The 15206-nt window shown below is 57.5% G+C and carries 20 protein-coding genes; 15 read left to right on the top strand and 5 right to left on the bottom strand.

Annotated elements, in window-relative coordinates:
* The first annotated feature begins 49 nt into the window (after positions 1-49).
* Genes ffh through trmD form a run of 11 tightly spaced genes read left to right on the top strand, consistent with a single transcriptional unit; the run spans position 50 to position 6829 of the window.
* Positions 50-1558: a signal recognition particle protein gene (gene ffh / locus ACR0JR_RS18165; protein WP_480457296.1), complete on the top strand. Its 1509-nt coding sequence runs from the start codon at positions 50-52 to the stop codon at positions 1556-1558.
* Positions 1555-2112 (top strand): GNAT family N-acetyltransferase, encoded by a 558-nt coding sequence (locus ACR0JR_RS18160; RefSeq protein WP_480457295.1) that lies wholly within the window; start codon positions 1555-1557, stop codon positions 2110-2112. Before ffh ends, ACR0JR_RS18160 begins: the two co-directional genes overlap by 4 nt.
* The gene (locus ACR0JR_RS18155; RefSeq protein ID WP_480457294.1) at positions 2109-2660 is read left to right on the top strand and encodes a GNAT family N-acetyltransferase; all 552 of its coding nucleotides are present in this window, start codon (positions 2109-2111) and stop codon (positions 2658-2660) included. The genes ACR0JR_RS18160 and ACR0JR_RS18155 overlap by 4 nt, the downstream gene beginning before the upstream one ends.
* A complete protein-coding gene (locus ACR0JR_RS18150; RefSeq protein ID WP_480457293.1) occupies positions 2657-3196 on the top strand; it encodes a GNAT family N-acetyltransferase in 540 nt (179 codons plus the stop codon). The genes ACR0JR_RS18155 and ACR0JR_RS18150 overlap by 4 nt, the downstream gene beginning before the upstream one ends.
* Positions 3193-3489 carry a chorismate mutase gene (locus ACR0JR_RS18145; protein ID WP_170392662.1) on the top strand — a complete coding sequence of 99 codons (297 nt, stop codon included), beginning with the start codon at positions 3193-3195 and terminating at the stop codon, positions 3487-3489. The genes ACR0JR_RS18150 and ACR0JR_RS18145 overlap by 4 nt, the downstream gene beginning before the upstream one ends.
* A gap of 42 nt (positions 3490-3531) precedes the next feature.
* Positions 3532-3921, top strand: coding sequence for a 30S ribosomal protein S16 (rpsP, locus tag ACR0JR_RS18140; RefSeq protein WP_010437590.1), 390 nt, complete (start codon positions 3532-3534; stop codon positions 3919-3921).
* Positions 3922-3933: 12 nt separating this feature from the next.
* Positions 3934-4569 carry a 5,6-dimethylbenzimidazole synthase gene (gene bluB, locus ACR0JR_RS18135; protein ID WP_480457292.1) on the top strand — a complete coding sequence of 212 codons (636 nt, stop codon included), beginning with the start codon at positions 3934-3936 and terminating at the stop codon, positions 4567-4569.
* Between the two features lie 2 nt (positions 4570-4571).
* A complete protein-coding gene (locus ACR0JR_RS18130) occupies positions 4572-4718 on the top strand; it encodes a hypothetical protein (protein WP_170392664.1) in 147 nt (48 codons plus the stop codon).
* Positions 4711-5214: a ribosome maturation factor RimM gene (rimM, locus tag ACR0JR_RS18125; protein WP_480457291.1), complete on the top strand. Its 504-nt coding sequence runs from the start codon at positions 4711-4713 to the stop codon at positions 5212-5214. The genes ACR0JR_RS18130 and rimM overlap by 8 nt, the downstream gene beginning before the upstream one ends.
* Positions 5214-6029, top strand: a complete 816-nt coding sequence (locus ACR0JR_RS18120; RefSeq protein ID WP_480457290.1) for a hypothetical protein — start codon at positions 5214-5216, stop codon at positions 6027-6029. Before rimM ends, ACR0JR_RS18120 begins: the two co-directional genes overlap by 1 nt.
* A complete protein-coding gene (gene trmD / locus ACR0JR_RS18115; protein ID WP_480457289.1) occupies positions 6026-6829 on the top strand; it encodes a tRNA (guanosine(37)-N1)-methyltransferase TrmD in 804 nt (267 codons plus the stop codon). The genes ACR0JR_RS18120 and trmD overlap by 4 nt, the downstream gene beginning before the upstream one ends.
* A 2-nt stretch (positions 6830-6831) precedes the next feature.
* On the opposite strand, the gene ACR0JR_RS18110 is transcribed toward trmD, so the two are convergent.
* Positions 6832-7632, bottom strand: a complete 801-nt coding sequence (locus tag ACR0JR_RS18110) for a glycoside hydrolase family 25 protein (protein WP_480457288.1) — start codon at positions 7630-7632, stop codon at positions 6832-6834.
* 45 nt (positions 7633-7677) lie between these two features.
* On the opposite strand from ACR0JR_RS18110, the gene ACR0JR_RS18105 reads away from it, so the two are divergent.
* The 3 genes from ACR0JR_RS18105 (at position 7678) to rpmE (ending at position 8630) form a co-directional block, all read left to right on the top strand.
* Entirely contained in the window at positions 7678-7851 is a 174-nt protein-coding gene (locus ACR0JR_RS18105; RefSeq protein WP_170475739.1) for a hypothetical protein, read from the top strand.
* Positions 7852-8013: 162 nt separating this feature from the next.
* Entirely contained in the window at positions 8014-8397 is a 384-nt protein-coding gene (gene rplS / locus ACR0JR_RS18100) for a 50S ribosomal protein L19 (protein WP_010437578.1), read from the top strand.
* Between the two features lie 11 nt (positions 8398-8408).
* A complete protein-coding gene (rpmE, locus tag ACR0JR_RS18095) occupies positions 8409-8630 on the top strand; it encodes a 50S ribosomal protein L31 (protein ID WP_170542971.1) in 222 nt (73 codons plus the stop codon).
* A gap of 48 nt (positions 8631-8678) precedes the next feature.
* Here rpmE and ACR0JR_RS18090 read toward each other — a convergent pair whose 3' ends face one another.
* The 3 genes from ACR0JR_RS18090 to ACR0JR_RS18080 all read right to left on the bottom strand — a co-directional run bounded on the left by ACR0JR_RS18090 (position 8679) and on the right by ACR0JR_RS18080 (position 13465).
* Positions 8679-10586 carry a cellulase family glycosylhydrolase gene (locus tag ACR0JR_RS18090; RefSeq protein WP_480457287.1) on the bottom strand — a complete coding sequence of 636 codons (1908 nt, stop codon included), beginning with the start codon at positions 10584-10586 and terminating at the stop codon, positions 8679-8681.
* Positions 10587-10861: 275 nt separating this feature from the next.
* A complete protein-coding gene (locus tag ACR0JR_RS18085) occupies positions 10862-12448 on the bottom strand; it encodes an MFS transporter (RefSeq protein ID WP_480457286.1) in 1587 nt (528 codons plus the stop codon).
* 129 nt (positions 12449-12577) lie between these two features.
* Complete coding sequence (locus tag ACR0JR_RS18080; protein ID WP_480457285.1) at positions 12578-13465, bottom strand: AEC family transporter; 888 nt, start codon at positions 13463-13465, stop codon at positions 12578-12580.
* A 217-nt stretch (positions 13466-13682) separates the two neighbouring features.
* Here ACR0JR_RS18080 and ACR0JR_RS18075 point away from each other — a divergent pair, with 217 nt between their 5' ends.
* Positions 13683-14492, top strand: coding sequence for a division plane positioning ATPase MipZ (locus ACR0JR_RS18075; protein WP_010437571.1), 810 nt, complete (start codon positions 13683-13685; stop codon positions 14490-14492).
* On the opposite strand, the gene ACR0JR_RS18070 is transcribed toward ACR0JR_RS18075, so the two are convergent.
* Positions 14489-15202, bottom strand: a complete 714-nt coding sequence (locus ACR0JR_RS18070) for a DNA/RNA non-specific endonuclease (RefSeq protein WP_170475731.1) — start codon at positions 15200-15202, stop codon at positions 14489-14491. The two genes, ACR0JR_RS18075 and ACR0JR_RS18070, sit on opposite strands and share 4 nt — an antisense overlap.
* Between the last annotated feature and the right edge of the window lie 4 nt (positions 15203-15206).

The following is a 15206-nucleotide window of genomic DNA, read 5'->3' as shown; positions in this document are numbered from 1 at the left end:
GTCCTATCTAGGGCACGCCACCAGATAACCGGCTAAGGAGGCCGAAGGCATGTTTGAAAATCTATCCGAACGCCTCTCTGGCGTCTTTGACCGGCTGACCAAACAGGGTGCCCTGTCTGAAGAAGACGTGAAAACTGCCCTGCGCGAAGTCCGCGTTGCCCTGCTTGAGGCCGACGTCTCGCTGCCGGTGGCGCGCGAGTTCGTCAAGAAAGTACAGGAACAGGCGACCGGTCAAGCTGTCACCAAATCGATCACGCCCGGCCAGCAGGTCGTTAAGATCGTGCACGACGCGTTGGTCGATACACTGCGCGGCGAAGAAGACCCCGGTGCGCTGAAGATCGACAACCCGCCTGCCCCGATCCTGATGGTCGGCCTGCAGGGTTCCGGTAAGACAACCACCACCGGTAAGCTGGCGAAACGCCTGAAAGAGAAAGAGGGCAAGAAGGTCCTGATGGCCTCGCTCGACGTCTATCGCCCAGCGGCGATGGATCAGTTGGCCGTTCTGGGCACGCAGGTCGGCGTCGATACGCTGCCGATCGTACCTGGCCAGAAACCGGTCGACATCGCCAAGCGCGCCAAACAGCAGGCGACGCTGGGCGGCTATGACGTCTACATGTTGGACACCGCGGGCCGTCTGCATATCGACGAAGTCCTGATGGACGAGGTCGAGCAGGTCCGCAACGCGGTTGACCCGCGCGAGACCCTGCTGGTGGTCGACGGCCTGACCGGTCAGGTCGCCGTTGAGGTAGCCGACGAATTCGACGCTAAGGTCGGCATCTCAGGCGTGGTCTTGACCCGGATGGACGGCGACGGGCGCGGCGGTGCGGCGCTGTCTATGCGTGCGGTCACCGGCAAGCCCATTCGCTTTGTCGGTCTGGGCGAGAAGATGGACGCGCTCGAAACCTTCGAGCCGGACCGGATCGCCGGTCGTATTCTGGGCATGGGCGACATCGTTGCTCTGGTCGAAAAAGCCCAGGAAACGATGGAGATGGAACAGACCGAGCGCATGATGAAGCGCATGGTCAAAGGTCAGTTCAACATGAACGACCTGAAAATGCAGCTGGAGCAGATGATCCAGATGGGCGGCATGCAAGGCATGATGGGCATGATGCCGGGCATGAACAAGATGGCCAAGCAGATGGATCAGGCGGGTCTGGACGACAAGATCCTGCGCCAGCAGATCGCCATGATCCAATCCATGACCAAACGCGAACGCGCCAACCCGCAGCTGTTGCAGGCGAGCCGCAAGAAACGCATCGCCGCCGGTTCGGGGATGGAGGTCAGCGACCTCAACAAACTGCTCAAGATGCACCGGCAGATGTCGGACATGATGAAGAAGATGGGCAAAATGGGCAAAGGCAAGATGCTGAAACAAGCCATGAAAGGCATGTTCGGCAAAGGCGGCCCCAGCCCCGAGGAAATGGCCGCCGGCATGGACCCCAAGGCTCTGGAGCAAGCCGCCAAAGCGATGGGTGGCAAAATGCCCGGCGGTCTGCCCGGACTGGGTGGCGGCATGGGTCTGCCCCCGGGTCTAAGCGGGTTCGGAAAGAAAAAGTGACACCCGCACGCTGCACCCAGCCCCCGTCCGGAAAGGCGGCGATGGCAGCAGCGCAGTATCGCGCGGCCCTGCCGGTCATTCAGACCCGGCGGCTGGTTCTGCGCGCGCCTACTCTGGACGACCTGCCGGTATGGACGTCGATCTGCAAGGACAGCTTTGGCGATACCGAACAGGACGCCTGGACCGAGTTTTCCTACTACACATCGGGCTGGCTTTTGCATGGACATGGCCTGTTCACGGTCACGCTGAAAGACGATGATCAGGTCATTGGCTTCGTCATTCTGGGCCTAGAATGGGACGACCACGAGCCCGAGCTTGGCTATATGTTCGAAAGCAAGTACCGCATGCAAGGCTATGCGACCGAAGCGTGCAGCGCCGTTCGCGATTTTGGCTTCGATCTGCTGGGGTCCGGCCAGTTCGTAAGCTACGTATCGCACTCCAACACACGTTCGAACGCATTGGCGCAGCGTCTGGGTGCAACGCGCGACGCCGTTGCCGAAAGCGCCTTTGGCCCAACCCAGCATGTCTGGCGGTACGGCGAGGTGCAGGCATGACACTTGCCATGGCCATACCGACCCTCGAAACCGAACGCCTGATCATGCGGGCCCCTTGCGAGGCCGATTTTGAGGCTGAGGCAGAGTTCTTTGCCAGCGACGCCTCGAAATTCGTCGGTGGACCAAAACGCCCGGATGAGACATGGCGTGCCGTTGCCATGTTGTTGGGGCACTGGGCGATGCGGGGATATGGCTTCTGGGGTGTCGAGGAAAAAGACACCGGCACCTATGTAGGCCATGTTGGCTTGTGGAACCCTCACAGCTGGCCCGAGCCCGAAATTGGCTGGACCCTGATGAACCACGCCACCGGCAAGGGTTATGCGACCGAAGCGGCACTGGCTGCACGCGCACATGCCTATGACGTGCTGGGCTGGGAAAGCGCAATCTCGCTGATCGATCCGGATAATCTGGGCAGCAAGGCTGTCGCGGAACGGCTGGGCGCGCAGTTTGAATATATGTTCGAACACCCGGCTTTTGGCACGATGCAGGTTTGGCGGCACCCGGCCCCCGGCGATCTGGTGAACGGTGGGATGGAGGCCTACGCATGACCACGTTCACCATCCCCACCGTCGAAACAGACCGCCTGATCCTGCGCGCACCGCATCTGGACGATCTACCCGCGATGACCGAATTCTTCGCGACCGAGCGCAGCCATATGGTCGGCGGCCCCAAGGACGCGCTGGAAAGCTGGAGCTCTCTGTCGAACCGGCTGGGCCATTGGGCGCTGCGTGGTTACGGCCTGTGGCACCTGACCGAAAAGGCCAGCAGCGCCTTTGTCGGCTGGGCGGGCATGATCTGCGTCCCCGGTTGGGCCGAGCCCGAGCTGGGCTGGACGCTGATGGCTGAGGCCGAAGGCAAAGGTCTGGGCTTTGAGGCCGCAGCGGCTGCACGCGACTACGCCGCCCGGCATCAGGGGCTGAACGGTGTGATTTCGTACATCGCCCATGCCAATGACCGTTCGCGCGCGCTAGCCGAACGGCTGGGCGCAACGCTGGAGATTGAGAGAGCCGAGCTTTTGGGCAAGCACGCTCAGATCTGGCGTCATCCGCAGATTGATTTGACCACCGAAAGGACCGGCCAATGAACAACCCCGTGACACAGGCTGCTGCGCTGTTGAAAGACCATCGCGAAAGCATCGACCGGCTGGATGCGATCCTTGTCTATACGCTGGGCGAGCGGTTCAAGCACACGCAGGCCGTTGGCAAGCTCAAGGCCGCACACGACCTTCCCCCGTCCGATCCGTCGCGCGAAGCCGCGCAGATCGCACGGTTAGAAGACCTGGCGAAAGAGGCCGATCTGGACCCCGATTTCGCCAAGGCTTTTCTGAATTTCATCATTCAGGAAGTCATCCGACACCACAAGAAACATCAGAACTAACCGGCACCTACGCCGGATACGCCATTCAAAGGAGATACCACCATGGCAATGAAAATTCGTCTCGCCCGCGGCGGCTCGAAAAAGCGTCCCTTCTATCGCATTGTTGCGGCTGACAGCCGTATGCCGCGCGATGGCCGTTTCATCGAAAAGCTGGGCACCTACAACCCGCTGCTGCCGAAAGACAGCGAAGAGCGCGTGAAAATGAACATGGAGCGCATCCAGTACTGGCTGGATCAGGGCGCACAGCCCACCGACCGGATCGCGCGTATGCTGGAAGCTGCCGGCGCCCGCGACAAGGCCGAGCGCAACAACCCCAACAAGGGTACCCCGGGCAAGAAAGCTCAGGAACGCGCGGAAGAGAAAGCTGCCAAGGCTGCTGAAGCTGCCGAAGCCGCTGCTGCACCGGCTGAAGAAGCAGCCGCAGAAGAATAAGCAGTCGGACGCGTGCAGGATCAGGCTTTTACCGACGATTTTCGCACGCAGTTCGATCTGTTGATGCGGCTCCGGCGTGATGTGCGCCGGTTCCGTACCGACGCGGTAGACGAGGCAGTGCTGACGCGCTGCCTCGACGCGTTTCGGCTGGCCCCCTCGGTGGGGCTGAGCGAACCCTGGCGCGTGATCCGCGTCGAAAGTCAGGCCGCGCGCGACGCGGCATTGAAGAATTTCCAAGCCGCAAACGAACAGGCGCTGACCGGATATTCCGGCGAAAAGGCGCAGCTGTATAGCCAGTTGAAACTGTCCGGGATGAAAGAAGCCCCGGTGCAGCTGGCCGTGTTTTGCGACGATGCCACCGACAAAGGCCAAGGTCTGGGCGCGGGTACTATGCCCGAAATGCGGCGCTATTCTGTGGTCTCTGCCATCACCCTGTTCTGGCTTGCCTTACGGGCAGAAGGGCTGGGGCTGGGTTGGGTCTCGATCCTCAACCCGGACCAGTTGGCGCGCGATCTGGATGTGCCCAAAGACTGGCGGTTGATCGGTTATTTCTGTGTAGGCCTGCCCGAAAGCTATTCAGATAGGCCTGAATTGGAACAGGTCGGCTGGGAAGACCGCAATGACACTTTGCCCATCGAGGTACGCTAGACATGTTCGGATTGTTACGGCTTCCCATCCTGCTGGCGATCGCCTTTATTGTGGGCGTATTCTTCGAACGCTCGAACCAGCGCGAGGCGTGCGAGGTGATCGGGCAATGGCGGGACGGGCTATGTGTGACGGATGGTCGAAATGAGTGATCTGATCTGCGTGGGCAGCATTGCGGGCTCGTACGGTGTGCGTGGCGAGGTGCGGCTGAAAAGCTTCTGCGCCGTCCCCGAGGATATCGAGGGCTACTCGCCCCTGACCGACGAAGCCGGAAAGGAGCGCTATCCCGTAGTCCTGACCCGCGCGATCAAGAACGGCTTTGCCGCCCGGCTGGGTGGCATTGAGACCAAGGAAGCGGCAGATGCGCTGAACGGTCTGCGCCTTTATGCGCGGCGCGATCAATTGCCCTCGCTGCCGGATGATGAGTTTTACCACACCGATCTGATCGGGCTTGAGGTTTATGATACCGGCGGCACCCTGCTGGGCCGGGTGAAATCGGTTCAAAATCACGGCGCGGCGGATCTGTTGGAACTACACGGGCCGGGCTTAAAGGCCACCGTGCTGCTGCCGTTTACACTCGAATCCGTTCCGACCGTTGATCTCGACAAGGGCCGCATCATCGCCGATCCGCCTGAGGGCCTGCTGTAATGCGCCGCGTGTTGCTGCATCTGGGTCTGCACAAGACCGGGACAACGGCGGCACAGTCCTTTCTGTTCGAAAACCGGTCACTGATCTGGCCGCACCATGCGTTGGTCCTGCCCTATCGGACCCGCAAAACCGGCCTGTCCGAAGCAGCCACACGCTATTCCGTCTACGGCACCCCCGGCGCGATGAGCGATTTCAAGGATCAGATGCGGCACTTCCTGAATTCACTGGAATTCGGCCAGAAGCGCGGACTGGTTCTGAGCGAAGAGAATTTCTCTGGCCTGCGCCCCAGCCGCAATGTCGCGGTGGGCTATGAGGCCGCGCCCGAGCTCGCCTCGTGCCTTGTCGGCCTGATCCGCGACCGGTTTGCCGGAGAAGAAGTGCATATCACGATCTACTACTCGTTGCGCCAACGCGGAAGCTGGCTGCGCAGCCTCTGGGCGCATGATCTGCAACGATCGCGCCTGATCCAGGATTTTGAAACCTTCCGCGCGCGGCTTGAACCCGTGCCCTCACCCCAGATCGCGGCAGAGGCGGTGCGGGATCGCCTGCCCTCGGTGTCAGTCCGAACCGAATGGCTGGAAGATCTGCAGGGCCTGCGCTATGGTCCGGGAAATACATTTTCCGAATTCCTTGACTTGCCCCCCGACAAGGCCGCCGAACTGGTGGGCCCGACGCGTTCGAACCCACGTCTACCTGAAGATATCTTGCAGCAAATGTTGGAGATAAACCGATCCGATCTGGACGACGCTGCGTTGATCGAACAAAAGGCTGCTCTGGTTCAACGCGTCCAAAATAACCTGATCGGCTCGAAATGACAGAGAAACCCGGAAAGTCCCATGGCCGCAAAGCCATCCGCCCGACGCTGAAGCCGCGCGAGTTGATGACGCCGACGCCCGATCTGCATGGGGTGTGGAAGGCCAAGATCATCACCCTTTTCCCTTCGGCCTTTCCCGGAGTGCTGGGCGAAAGCCTGACCGGCAAGGCTCTGCAGGAAGGGCTGTGGCAATTGGAAACCGTCGATCTGCGCCAGTTCGGGGTTGGCAAGCATCGCAATGTGGATGACACCCCTGCAGGTGGCGGTGCGGGCATGGTCCTGCGTGCCGATGTGCTGGGCAATGCCATCGAGCACACGATGGCAGGCATCCGGGGCAACTGGCCACTGATCTACCTAAGCCCACGCGGGCGACGGATGGACCAGCAGATGATGCAGAGTCTGGCGCGCTGCGATGGCATGACCTTGCTTTGTGGTCGGTTTGAGGGCATCGATGAGCGGGTGCTTGAGCATTACGGCGTGCAAGAAGTTTCCTTGGGCGATTTCGTCATGACCGGAGGCGAGATCGCGGCGCAAGCCCTGATCGACGCTACGGTGAGGCTGATCCCTGGCGTTCTGGGTAATCAGGCTTCGGCTGAGGAAGAAAGCTTCTCCTCCGGCCTGCTGGAGCATCCGCAATACACCCGCCCCGCAGACTGGAAAGGCCGTCCGATCCCGGACATTCTGATGTCGGGCCACCACGGTCGCATCGCTGACTGGCGTCATGAGATGTCGGAAGAGATCACCCGCGAACGGCGGCCCGATCTTTGGGACACATATCAGAAATCCAAAGACAACGACTAAGGCTAGCGGGTCGCTTTCCAGAGCGCCCAAGTCTCAGGCGTACCATTAAAGGTGTTGATGTCGACCTTGCCCTGAACCCCCGGCACGAGACCTGTGCCGGTATATTGCCAGAACCGCCAGATCGCGCTTGGATAAACATTGCGAGGATGTCCGGCGACCGAACGCAGCCAGAACTCTGTCTTGGGCAGCCGGCCAATGTCGGAGTCGCGGTAAAAGTCGACCGTTGTATAGACAATCGGGCGGCGCCCATAATGGCGTTCCAGAATATCCAGGAATTTTTTTGCCTCGGCCCGGACGGTTCGCCCATCGGGGCGCAAGGTGCAGGTTTTGGAATGCGGCGTCCATTCCATGTCCAGCACATGCGGCAGATCGGCCCCTTTGGGCACGTTCTGGATGAACCAACGGGCCTGCTCATGAGCTGGGCGGCAGAAATAGTAATAGTGGTAGGCACCCCAAGGCACACCAGCAGCCTGTGCACCGCGCCGATGTTCTTCAAACATCGGGTCGGAGAAATCCCCACCCTCGGTGGCCTTGATGAACGCGAAACTGACACCGGATTTCTGGGCGGTGCGCCAGTCAATCGGCCCCTGCCAGCGCGATACATCAAGCCCGTGCACCGGGTAATGGCCGGGGTGGCGACCCTCCCATTCATGCGGGTCGGCGTCACCAAACGCGGGATAGATGATCGAAGGCGGGGTCGTGTCCGCAAAGGCCTGCGGTTCAACCGCCTGAGGCTGGGGGCCGCGGCGGCCACATGAGAAGAGTGCAAGCGCTATGACGGCCAGCAGGAGTGCTTTGCGCATCTTTTGGTCCTGTATCAAATTTCTGCTCTGATAATTGAACCCAGAATGCCTGATCTGGCCGCCAAGGCAACGATGTATTTGACCGATGGCGAAAACACACCGGCATCCGCAGTGAATCGTGCCAGTTTAGGCTTGATCCCTGCACACAAAGCCCTTAAAGCAGCGCAATCCGGTGCCGCATTACGCGACTCCGGTGTTTTGGTTTGCATCCTGACGTGACGCCCGGCTTTCTTCGGCCCCGGCGCGACAGGGCGGACCGGACCAAAAGGAACATTCGATCTGACCTCTGGCGGGCTGTACGCAGGACCCGGTGAAGACCAAGAGCTCTCAGCCCGTGCCCAAACTTCGTGGACCAACCACGAGCAGATAGGAGTAACTGCGATGGACCTAATCGCACAGCTTGAGGCGGAACAGATTGCCGCCCTGGGGAAAGACATCCCCGATTTCAAAGCCGGTGACACCATCCGTGTCGGCTTTAAAGTGACCGAAGGGTCACGTACCCGTGTGCAGAACTACGAAGGCGTCTGCATCGCACGTAAAGGTGGCAACGGCATCGCCGGTTCGTTCACCGTTCGCAAAATCTCGTTTGGCGAAGGTGTGGAACGTGTGTTCCCGCTGCATTCGACCAACATCGACAGCATCACCGTTGTCCGCCGTGGCCGCGTTCGTCGCGCCAAACTGTACTACCTGCGCTCGCGCCGTGGTAAATCCGCGCGTATCGCAGAGGTCACCAACTACAAGCCCAAGGCTGGCGCCGAGGCGTAAGGAGCGGAAAGATGAAAAAAGACATCCATCCCGATTATCACCTCATCGACGTCAAAATGACCGATGGCACCGTGGTTCAGATGAAATCCACCTGGGGTGCCGAAGGCGACCAGTTGGCCTTGGAAATCGACCCCTCCGTGCACCCCGCATGGACTGGTGGTTCGTCGCGCTTGATGGACGCTGGCGGCCGCGTGTCGAAGTTCAAAAAGAAATACGAAGGTCTGGGCTTCTAATCCCAAACCGCTCGAATTCAAAAGACCGTCCCTTGGGGCGGTCTTTTTTTATTGCAACAGATCAAGATAAAGCCAGCGCGCACCATTAAGTTCTGTCAGGTCAACTATGTGCCTGCCATTTTCATATTGATGCGCCATTGGAGGAAGGGCCCGGCCCGGATCAACGGACCTCAGTTTGAGGTCAGCGGAGGCGGTAATCTGCAAAATGCCCGTGACCGGTTCGACCCGGAAGCTATCTGATTGAGGTTCGACAGGAACACTTCGCCCTGAAATCGAGATCAAAATCTGACGCGATTGTGCAATGTCATTGCCATCCAGACTTTGAACTGCCACCGCCGCCATGGGTGTCGTGATGTCGAATACAACATTTCTGGTCGTAATTACCTCGTCATGGAAAAAGCCTGCCGCAATCTGACTCTTTACCGTGTCCACCGTGAACCGGGCATTGCCAAAGTCGCGCTGAAACTCGCCCGTATCTGCGGCAACAACGGTGGCATCCTCTGCCAGATATGATCTGTCGAGATCAAGCGGGCCGTATTCGTCGCGGTTCAATTTGGTCGCCGCGAGCCACGGCAATGCACGAGTCTCGGGCATACATGTTACCAACCTGCTTTGTTCAAACACTGTCCGTATGGCAACTGATGTTTCCGGAGACACGGGACGGCCAAAGAACGTGTCCTCATCCAAGCAAATCGCGTACGTATTCTCGGCTTGCTTGACATGGCCTTCCCGGAACAGAAGGGCTGCGGCGGGCATCATCCATATCATCCCGGGATCTTCGGCCATACTCCAATTGTTTGGCGAAGTAGATCGGTTCAGAGATTGCTGTGAGTAGCCATAGATCATCATGGCATCCCAGCCTTGATGCGCTGCGCTCGTCGCCACACGGAGCGGCGTGATGAACCTATCTTCTGCGGGAAACTCCCCAATGTTCCACTCTGAAACGCTAAGCGGCATACCTTCGACCTGCGCGATCGCGATCCATTCCAAAAAACCACTCTGTTGGCGCGGGTCAAAACCGATTTCACCAACTGCTCCATAACTATGCGCGTCGATTATGGACCCAACGGTCAGCGATGGCAGACCCGCGATTGTCATCCCGCCCCAAAGGCTCGTTGTCGAGATCAGACCTTCAAATCCAGTGTCGCGAACAGCGGGGATCAGTTGTTCGTTGAAACGGCGTTCAAGATCGTTCAGAAAAATCTTCGAGTCGCCGTGCTCCCATGTCCGCCAGGTTTCATCGGGATCAAGCCCGTTGCCGCGCGCAAATTCATCTGCCAGAGCCATGAATAGTTCACTATGCATAGGTACATTCTTATTCGGGAGGAGAGCATTGCCGAAGTGATGTGTAAGGTCGTTTTCGTTCGTCAACATCACAGCGACGACTGCCGGATCCTCGGCATACATAAGACCCGTCAATGAATTTTCGTGGCGCAAATAGGCGTTCTGGAATTCGATCATTCGCGCCTCAATACTGGGCGAGATGTAGTTAAAGCCTCTGACATCGGCAATATCGTCATCCCCAGCAATCTCATCGAACCCGGAAATTCCGTCCTGCTGCGTAAACCTTCGACCTACATGGAGATCAAGCCATACGTAAATTCCTTGCCGCTTGAGCGCTGCAATCCAAGCGTCGAGCTTTTGCATCGACGCTGGGTCGAGGTTAAGCGTATCAGAGGGATCTGACCCGAAGACGTTAGGACCCACCCAATGAGAATCGTGGTGGTGAATTCTGACAAGGTTAATCCCCAACCGCGCCATCCTTTGGGCATGCAGTTCGACTGAATTCAGGTTGGTGTGAAATAACGCATATGCCTGTAGATTAACGCCCCAAAAACGGACTGGCGTCCCATCCTCAAACACCAATGCACCGTCTTGCGCTAGAATTTTTCCGTGAAACCCGGCAGGTTTATGATTGAGCCAACTCAGATCAGGTGTCGGTGCATAGGACAGCACCCTATCTATTGGCCATTTGCCCGAAGCCGAGGAATCTTGTGCCAAAGTGCATACGGGCAAGGTACACAGTGATAAGAGGACATACAGAAACCGTTTCGTGATACCAAATAGACTCATTAAATTTTCCAATACCAGTACATCCACATCATAACCTCAGTTCCGGTAGCCGCTATTCACAAAAGTTGTGCTTCCGGACGTACCAGTTGTGTTTTCGCGATGCTCAACTCAGAGCATGAAGTAAGCCCCAAACCCAGAATCGCACTTGAAACCGTGCGCTATCGGGTCAGGTTTACCGCGCTATGCACAGGCGGAACGGGCCCTCTGAGCAGCAGCAATGCCAGCAGCATCCCAACCAGTGCAACACCGGCAGCGATCAGCATCACACTGTCAAAAGCATCATCCTGAAGATCACGCAGAGCACGTGCCAGTGTTGCGCCAGTATCCGGATCAAGCCCAGCGATAAGCTGCTGTACCTGACTGGCTGTACCATGGGTCAACGCATGAGCCAGATCGGCCCGTTGCTCTGATCCAGCGGGTAATGCGGCGATCACTTCGGTCAGACCCCGACGGGTGGTGATCGCCTCGGCCAGCCCACCGACCACGGCACCAAGGGTCGCACCAAAATAGAGGAACGCGTTCACCACACCCGAGCCCTGCCCCATATGCTCTTCTGGCAACAACCGCAGCCCGAGACGAGGCAGCAATGAAAACCCGATGCCAAGCCCGGTGCCGATGATCAGCAGCTTCCACCAGATCCCCCCCATTCCGGTCGTGTTCGTCGTCGTGGTCAACAGCAGAAAACCACAGGCCATGAAACCCATGCCAAGTATCACGGGCCATTGGAAGCTATAGGGTGCCAGAAAGCGCGGCGCGATCACGGACACAACGAACATGCTGAGGCTCAACGGCAGGATCGCCACACCTGCGCCGACGGCCGATAAGCCAAATGCATCGGGCGACTGCACAAACACGTTGAAATAGACAAAGAAGCTAAACAGCGCGAAGCCGGTGATGAACATCCCCGCCGCTGCCATGAAATAGCGGGGATGACGGAAATAACGTAGCTCGATCAGAGGGTCTGCGCTTCGGCGCGAGGTGATAATCAACGCAATCACCGCAATCGCTGAAACGCAGAGCGGGATAAGTGTCGAACTGGAGGTCCAGCCCTGGCTTTCGCCATTGCTAAAAGCGAAGGACAGCGGACCGAGCAGAAGGACCAAAGCAACGGCACCAGCCATATCAAACTTCGCACCAGCAAGCCGCGTGTCAGGTACATAATGTTCCTTGCTCACCCGTAACCCGACCAGAAATGCAACCAGCAGCAGCGCGAGATCGGTGGCAAACACGCCCCGCCAACTGAGGTAATGCGCGAACGCGCCGCCCAAGATCGGACCCACACCGATCGCCAACCCAACGATCGCACCCCAGGCGCCGGTTACGCTGGCCCGCTGATCTTCTGGCGTCGCCGCCGTCAACAATGACAGAGAGGTGCCAAACAACGCCGCAGCCCCTGCGCCCTGAGCCCCTCGGCCTATCAACAACATGGCAGCATCCTGCGAAAGCAGCACCAGGGCAGAGCCAAGGGCAAACACAATCATCCCGGCAAAGAATACGCCGACCTTGCCGGTAATATCACCCAGCCGGCTAACGATGGTAACAAGTGTGGCGCTCACCACCGTATAGATTGCCATCACCCATTGCAGGCTGGATGGTGACAGATCAAATTCGGTTTTCAGGTTGGGCAGGATCGTCGCAACGGCGGTCGAATTGAACCCAACTACCATCATGCACAGCGCCGTCATTATGAGAACCAGACGCCCCCCACCCGAGCCTGAATTGTCATCAGTGACGCTTGCTGGCATCTGTGTACTCCTCGTTCAGGAATAGCCTGCTGGCCTTCGTGGCGCACAGCTTAGCGCTGTGTTGTTCCTATTATTAAACGATTTTTCGTTGGTGCGTATAGTTTTTCCACTAGGCGAGCTTTGCCCACTTCAGACCCAGTAGGACAGTGCCACCGGCAACACCAAAATCGTGGTCAGGGTTGAAACCAGAATGAACCCGGCCACGTCGGGCCCGTATTCCGGTACATGTTGATCAATGAATAGATAGCTTGCGACGGAAGACGGCATCAGGCAGCACAAGATCACCGCCCCCCGCTCGGCCCCTGTGAAGCCGAAAGACCAGACCAGCGCGCTTGCAATCACCATGGCCATCACCAGGTGCAACGCGGTCAGCAATACAGCGCGCCCAAGGCTTATGATCCGCAGCGTTGCAAGCGTGTGCCCCAACGTCAGCAGCATCAACGGAATTGAGAGACCACCCAGTATGTCAAAGGATTTGGCAACCGGTTGTGGAAGGCTATAGCCCGTGGCCATCAGCACCAGAGACAGTGCTACGGCGTAGATGATCGGAGATGTAGCAAGTTTTCTGGGTGAGAACTCCCCAGCCGGAATCCACATACCGATCGTGAAAATACTGATCAGCACAACAACCACAAATCCCATCGTATAAGCCATGCCGGCATCCCCCAACGCCAGTAAGGTTATGGGAAGACCGATATTGCCGACATTGCCGTGCATAAGCGGCGTTAAAAACGCCCGCGCTGGCAACCGCATCAGTTTGAGCGCGACAAACCCCAACACTCCAAATCCTGCGATCGCCAAAGCGGCTGCTGTCATCACGTCAAGAAACGTGCCGACCGCGATTTTGGTGGTCGACAAGTGCGAGATGATCAGGGTTGGATACCCGACCCTCGATACGATTCCACCAATGACCTTATTGTCGAACGGAGCACGGATTAGTGCCAGACAATAACCGATTCCAGCACAAATCAGGACGGGCAGAACCACGTTCAGGACGTTCAAAAACAGATGGTCCAATTGCTGTCCTTAATCACAATTCCTCGATCCCGACAGTGAAATACGGGCGTCTGATTGGCAAGGATTTACACTAAACCCTACCCATCACGCGTTTTTCCAAAATAGAGCCTGATAAAGCTACTCGGGACGGCCCGAGGTTCTTCCCTTCCACGCTCACACAACATATAGTGGCTGCCACAACGTGTAGATAAACACGGCGGGACTTGGGAATACAGGCATGGCACATATCATCGTGGTCGGGAACGAAAAAGGCGGCGCAGGTAAATCGACCGTGTCAATGCATGTTGCCACTGCCCTGGCTCGACTGGGGCATAAGGTCAGCACGCTCGATCTCGACTTGCGGCAGCGCAGTCTGGGCCGGTATTTCGAGAATCGCCTGAACTTCCTCAACGGCTCGGACCTGTCTCTGCCCAGTCCGCGCCATCACGACCTGCCCGAGATTGACGCCAGCGCGCTGAAACCCGGCGAGAATATATATGACCACCGCCTGTCGGCTGCCGTTGCAGAGCTGGAAAGTGACAGCGATTTCATCCTGATCGATTGCCCCGGATCGCATACGCGCCTCAGCCAGGTGGCCCATTCACTGGCCGATACGCTGGTTACGCCGCTGAACGACAGTTTCATCGATTTCGACCTGCTGGCGCGGATCGATTCCAAGGGTGAGAAAATCCTTGGTCCGTCGGTCTACTCCGAAATGGTTTGGAACGCGCGCCAATTGCGTGCTCAGGCCGGCTTGAAACCGATCGACTGGGTGGTGGTGCGAAACCGGGTCGGGACGCAGCGCATGGTCAACAAGGAAAAGATGCAACGCGCCATCGAGATGCTGTCGCAGCGCATCGGTTTCCGGGTGGCATCTGGTTTCTCTGAACGGGTTATCTTTCGCGAACTTTTTCCGCGCGGGCTGACCCTGCTGGACCTCAAGGATATTGGCGTCAAGCAGCTCAATATCTCGAACATCGCCGCGCGGCAGGAATTGCGCGACATGATGAAAGAATTGAACCTGCCGGGGGTTGAGATCGATTTTTAGAGGCTCAACGGTGGTGGAGCCTTCAAAGGTCTAGGGTAGTTCTTGTTGGGCGGGGCTGATTGAGCTTTGCCCGTGCTCGCTTCAACGTACTCTGTCTTAATCTTGTAGGTGATTTTCTCTGGGAGTTTTCTTAACTTTCTTTTTACTCTATCAGAACAATTGCTGAACCAGGGTGACATATTGCCTTCGGCTTTGATTTTCAGCTCAACACGAACATAGTGTTTACTAGCCGACATTTTCTCAGCGTTTTTTGCGGCTTTGAAAAAATTGTATAAAGAGGTTTCAAACTTCTCCATAACAGCATTTTTGTTGCGATCCAGCGGCACCAAGTTTTCGGATTTTCCAGACCCACCCAGTTTTTGCGCTAATAAGTGGCCACGAACCCACCGCTGCGAGTTCAGTTCCGCGTAATCCGCAAGTTCAAGTATACCGGTGAGCTTGAGCTCTTTGAGTATGGAATCGACCGATCGCATTCGTTCGATCTTTTTGACATCAAGGCTGGAAACAGCGGCGGTAACATCTGAAATCTTGATGAAGTCGCGCACATTCCAGTTTGTATTGAATTCATCAACGATCACACAATCGCTTTTGCTTGCACTCTGCCCTCGATTTAGGCAGGTCGATGTAAGAGTAGCGGTCGCGGCTCTGCCACCATAAACCTTATCGCTCGGGGCATAATCCACTGAGAATTTTGGAATTTTTAGTGCCATCACT

This window comes from Ruegeria sp. AA3, assembly GCF_056542905.1.
The sequence above is the reverse complement of the archived record's forward strand: the minus strand, read 5'-3'. Positions and strand labels throughout refer to the sequence as shown.

Coding starts and splice junctions, on each gene's coding strand:
- ACR0JR_RS18075 (WP_010437571.1), top strand. CDS start 13,683: ATGGCACATATCATCGTGGTCGGGAACGAAAAAGGCGGCGCAGGTAAA.
- rimM (WP_480457291.1), top strand. CDS start 4,711: ATGAGTGATCTGATCTGCGTGGGCAGCATTGCGGGCTCGTACGGTGTG.
- rplS (WP_010437578.1), top strand. CDS start 8,014: ATGGACCTAATCGCACAGCTTGAGGCGGAACAGATTGCCGCCCTGGGG.
- ACR0JR_RS18145 (WP_170392662.1), top strand. CDS start 3,193: ATGAACAACCCCGTGACACAGGCTGCTGCGCTGTTGAAAGACCATCGC.
- rpsP (WP_010437590.1), top strand. CDS start 3,532: ATGGCAATGAAAATTCGTCTCGCCCGCGGCGGCTCGAAAAAGCGTCCC.
- ACR0JR_RS18070 (WP_170475731.1), bottom strand. CDS start 15,202: ATGGCACTAAAAATTCCAAAATTCTCAGTGGATTATGCCCCGAGCGAT.
- ACR0JR_RS18105 (WP_170475739.1), top strand. CDS start 7,678: ATGCCTGATCTGGCCGCCAAGGCAACGATGTATTTGACCGATGGCGAA.
- ACR0JR_RS18155 (WP_480457294.1), top strand. CDS start 2,109: ATGACACTTGCCATGGCCATACCGACCCTCGAAACCGAACGCCTGATC.
- ffh (WP_480457296.1), top strand. CDS start 50: ATGTTTGAAAATCTATCCGAACGCCTCTCTGGCGTCTTTGACCGGCTG.
- ACR0JR_RS18150 (WP_480457293.1), top strand. CDS start 2,657: ATGACCACGTTCACCATCCCCACCGTCGAAACAGACCGCCTGATCCTG.
- rpmE (WP_170542971.1), top strand. CDS start 8,409: ATGAAAAAAGACATCCATCCCGATTATCACCTCATCGACGTCAAAATG.
- ACR0JR_RS18120 (WP_480457290.1), top strand. CDS start 5,214: ATGCGCCGCGTGTTGCTGCATCTGGGTCTGCACAAGACCGGGACAACG.
- ACR0JR_RS18130 (WP_170392664.1), top strand. CDS start 4,572: ATGTTCGGATTGTTACGGCTTCCCATCCTGCTGGCGATCGCCTTTATT.
- ACR0JR_RS18085 (WP_480457286.1), bottom strand. CDS start 12,448: ATGCCAGCAAGCGTCACTGATGACAATTCAGGCTCGGGTGGGGGGCGT.
- ACR0JR_RS18110 (WP_480457288.1), bottom strand. CDS start 7,632: ATGCGCAAAGCACTCCTGCTGGCCGTCATAGCGCTTGCACTCTTCTCA.
- trmD (WP_480457289.1), top strand. CDS start 6,026: ATGACAGAGAAACCCGGAAAGTCCCATGGCCGCAAAGCCATCCGCCCG.